Genomic DNA, 3,621 nt, shown 5'->3' with positions numbered 1-3,621 from the left:
CCTGACTCAGCAGGGGGTGAAATTTTCTCAGGCGTCCCCATCTGAGGTAATAAGTATTTGAGAATATAAGCACTTGAGATAACAAGTGGGTTAACAAGATCGTACCGTGCGGCCCAAAGGCCGCTCAATTTTAACTGGAGTATTCATGGGTTCACCACTCACACAGGCGGGTCTGCTGCTCGTCAACGCCATCGGAAGCCTTGTCTTGCTGATCGTTATGCTGCGCTTCCTGCTTCAACTTGTCCGCGCTGATTTCTATAACCCCCTGTCACAGATGATTGTGAAGTTCACCAATCCACTGCTTATTCCACTGCGCAGAGTGATTCCCGGCTTCGGCGGACTCGATATGGCGTCACTGGTACTCGCGCTGGCCATCCAGTACGTCATCATGGCGTTGATTCTGATGCTCGCGGGTTACGGAACAGGCATGCCCTTTGTCGCCATGATCGGCTGGGCCGCTGTCGGTATTATCAAGCTGCTGATCAGTATCTATTTCTGGGGCATGCTGATTATGGTGATCGCCTCCTGGGTTGCTCCGGGGTCGTATAATCCGGCGCTGATCCTGATCAACCAATTGCTTGAACCGGTCATCCGGCCAGTACGCAAGATCATGCCGGACATGGGTGGCCTTGATCTGTCACCACTGGTAGTCATCCTTGGCATTCAGCTCGCTGAGATCCTGATTCTGTATCCACTGAAACAGGTTCTGCAGGTGCCTTCGGGCTTGATCATGGGTCTGTAAGCTAAGATTTTCTACGCGGCAACAGGCCTTCTGTTGTCGCGTAACTGATGTATAAATAACCAACCGTGAACCTCAGTGCGAATGGCCCTCCCCCGCCAACGCACCATTACCTTTCCCGACAGGCACAGCCAGTGCCAAGCCAGCTCTAAGCCTGATAAACTTGCTGTATTACTAGCTTGCAAATGGATACCTGACTCCGATGCCGGACGTTATTCCAGAAAACTCGGTCGGACTGGTCACACCCAAGGTTCAGCACTTCGACACGCCCCTGACATTACGCAGCGGACGAGTGTTAGAACAATATGACCTGATCTACGAGACTTATGGCGAACTCAACGCCGACCGCTCCAATGCTGTCCTGATCTGCCATGCTCTGAGCGGCGATCATCACGCCGCAGGCTATCACAGCATGGACGACAAAAAGCCCGGCTGGTGGGATACCTGCATCGGCCCCGGTAAGCCTATTGATACGAATAAATTCTTTGTCGTTTCGCTGAACAACCTCGGTGGTTGCTCTGGCTCCACTGGCCCGGTCAGTATCAACCCAGAAACCGGCAAAGCGTACGGGCCCGACTTCCCTATCATGGCGGTCCGTGACTGGGTTAACAGCCAGGCTCGCCTTGCCGATGTTCTTGGTATTGATGTCTGGGCTGCCGTTGTCGGCGGCTCTCTCGGTGGCATGCAGGTGCTTCGCTGGTCTATCCAGTTTCCCGAACGCCTGAAACACGCCGTTGTTATTGCTTCTGCCCCCAAACTTTCAGCGCAGAATATCGCCTTTAACGAAGTCGCCCGACAGGCCATCGCCAAAGACCCCGACTTTCACGATGGCTGGTATCAGGAGAAAGGAACACTGCCTAAAGCAGGCCTGATGCAAGCGCGGATGCTTGGGCACCTGACGTACCTTTCAGACGATGCAATGCGGCAGAAATTTGGCCGGGAATTACGTGAGGGTAAGCTGAACTTCAGTTTTGCTCCTGAGTTTCAGGTAGAAAGCTACCTGCACTATCAGGGCGAGAAATTCAGTACACGTTTCGACGCCAACACTTACATGCTGATGACCAAAGCACTTGACTACTTTGACCCGGCACGCGACCACGATAATGATCTGCGTAAATGCCTGAGTCAGGCGAAATGTCGTTTTCTGGTCGTATCCTTCACAACCGACTGGCGTTTTGCTCCGGCGCGCTCAGAAGAAATCGTGAATGCACTGATCCACGCCGACAAAGACGTCAGCTATGCCTGTATTGAATCTGACAACGGCCACGATGCCTTCCTGCTTCCTATTCCGCGCTACCTGGATATCTTTCATGCGTATATGGAAGGTGTGGCAGCACGTAGTTTCGGAGGTAAGTCATGAGTGAACTGCGTCCTGATCTGAGTATTATTCAGCAGTGGATTCGACCAGAAAGTGAAATCCTTGACCTTGGATGTGGCGAGGGAGAATTACTCAGCTATTTAAAGACTGAGAAAAACGTCCACGGCTATGGCCTGGAGATCAATCCAGAGAAGCTGACTGCCTGCATCCGTAATGGCGTCAATGTGATCGAACAGAACCTGGATAACGGTCTCAGCAACTTTGAAGATCAGAGCATCGATACCGTTGTGATGACTCAGGCACTGCAAGCGGTTCAGCGACCGGATGAACTGCTCGACGAGATGCTGCGTATCGGCAAAGAAGCCATCGTGACCTTTCCGAACTTTGGTTACTGGAAAACCCGTTTTTATCTTTTACTGAAAGGCCGCATGCCGATGTCGGACACCTTGCCGTACAATTGGTACGACACGCCGAACATTCATATGTGTACCTTCCGCGATTTTGAAATTCTGTGCCGTGAAAAAGGCATCCGTATACTTAATAAGACCGTTGTCGATGATCAACACCGCGAACACTGGAGCATTCGCCTCTGGCCAGCCATGCTGGGTGAAATCGCGGTTTACCACATCACCAGGAGATAAGTATGAACGCACTGAATAAGATCCAATGCATTTTAGTACTGGCGCTGGCCACCTTATCGCTGCACGCGGCAGCAGATCGCGGCGAGCAGAAGCAGGTGTTCGGCGACTACGAGGTTCACTACATTGGCCTCAATTCCAGCTTCTTACCGGAAGATGTTGCCGAAGCCTATGATATTCCGCGCTCACGTTCACTGGCGTACCTGAGCATTTCGGTACTGAAAAACGTCAAAAATGATGTACCAACGCCAGTGACCGCAGAACTGACAGGCACGATCAAAAACCTCATTGGTCAGAGCCGCAGTATCGAATTCCGGGAAATCAAAGAAACCAATGCGGTCTATTACGTATCGACCTTCCGCTTTGATAAAAACGAGGTCTATCGCATTGATCTGGACGTCACCCCAGACGGTAGCAACCGTACTTTTGACGTGAAGTTCAGCCAGAAATTTTATCAGGAATAATCATGACCCGAATCGTTCTTGCCAGTGGAAACAAAGGCAAACTGCGTGAATTTTCAGCCATGTTTTCAGAGCACTTTGCGAATGACAACGTTGAGCTGATTCCGCAGACAGAACTGGATGTCTCTGACGCCGACGAGACAGGCCTGAGCTTCGTTGAAAATGCCATCATAAAAGCACGTCACGCCTGTCAGGTCACTGGACTGCCCGCTCTGGCCGATGATTCGGGCATTGAAATTGATGCACTTGACGGTGCCCCAGGAATCTACAGCGCTCGCTACTCCGGTGAAGGCGACCAGGCAAATAACGCGAAAGTCCTGGAAAATATGAAGGGTATTCCAGAAGCGCAACGTACCGCGCGCTTTCAATGCGTTCTGGTATATATGCGCCATGCCGAAGATCCGACCCCACAAGTATTTCAGGGGGCGTGGGAAGGCATTATTCTGACCGAACCATCGGGCACTG

The 3,621-nt window shown here is 51.6% G+C and carries 5 protein-coding genes; all 5 read left to right on the top strand.

The features are described from left to right. The first annotated feature begins 145 nt into the window (after positions 1–145). Positions 146–742, top strand: coding sequence for a YggT family protein (locus B2067_RS14085; RefSeq protein WP_068436322.1), 597 nt, complete (start codon positions 146–148; stop codon positions 740–742). A 199-nt stretch (positions 743–941) separates the two neighbouring features. Next, positions 942–2,099, top strand: coding sequence for a homoserine O-succinyltransferase MetX (metX, locus tag B2067_RS14080; protein ID WP_273086889.1), 1,158 nt, complete (start codon positions 942–944; stop codon positions 2,097–2,099). Positions 2,100–2,104: 5 nt separating this feature from the next. Beyond that, positions 2,105–2,698, top strand: a complete 594-nt coding sequence (gene metW, locus B2067_RS14075) for a methionine biosynthesis protein MetW (RefSeq protein ID WP_297533389.1) — start codon at positions 2,105–2,107, stop codon at positions 2,696–2,698. A gap of 2 nt (positions 2,699–2,700) precedes the next feature. Further along, entirely contained in the window at positions 2,701–3,159 is a 459-nt protein-coding gene (locus tag B2067_RS14070; RefSeq protein WP_068438078.1) for a DUF4426 domain-containing protein, read from the top strand. After that, positions 3,159–3,621 (top strand): non-canonical purine NTP pyrophosphatase (locus B2067_RS14065; protein ID WP_301388867.1); only part of this gene is annotated, 463 nt, incomplete at its 3' end. The genes B2067_RS14070 and B2067_RS14065, both read left to right, overlap by 1 nt.

It is taken from the genome of Thalassolituus sp. UBA2590, from assembly GCF_002339775.1.
GTDB lineage: Bacteria > Pseudomonadota > Gammaproteobacteria > Pseudomonadales > Oceanobacteraceae > Thalassolituus.
This window is presented reverse-complemented; position numbering and strand designations above follow the sequence as displayed.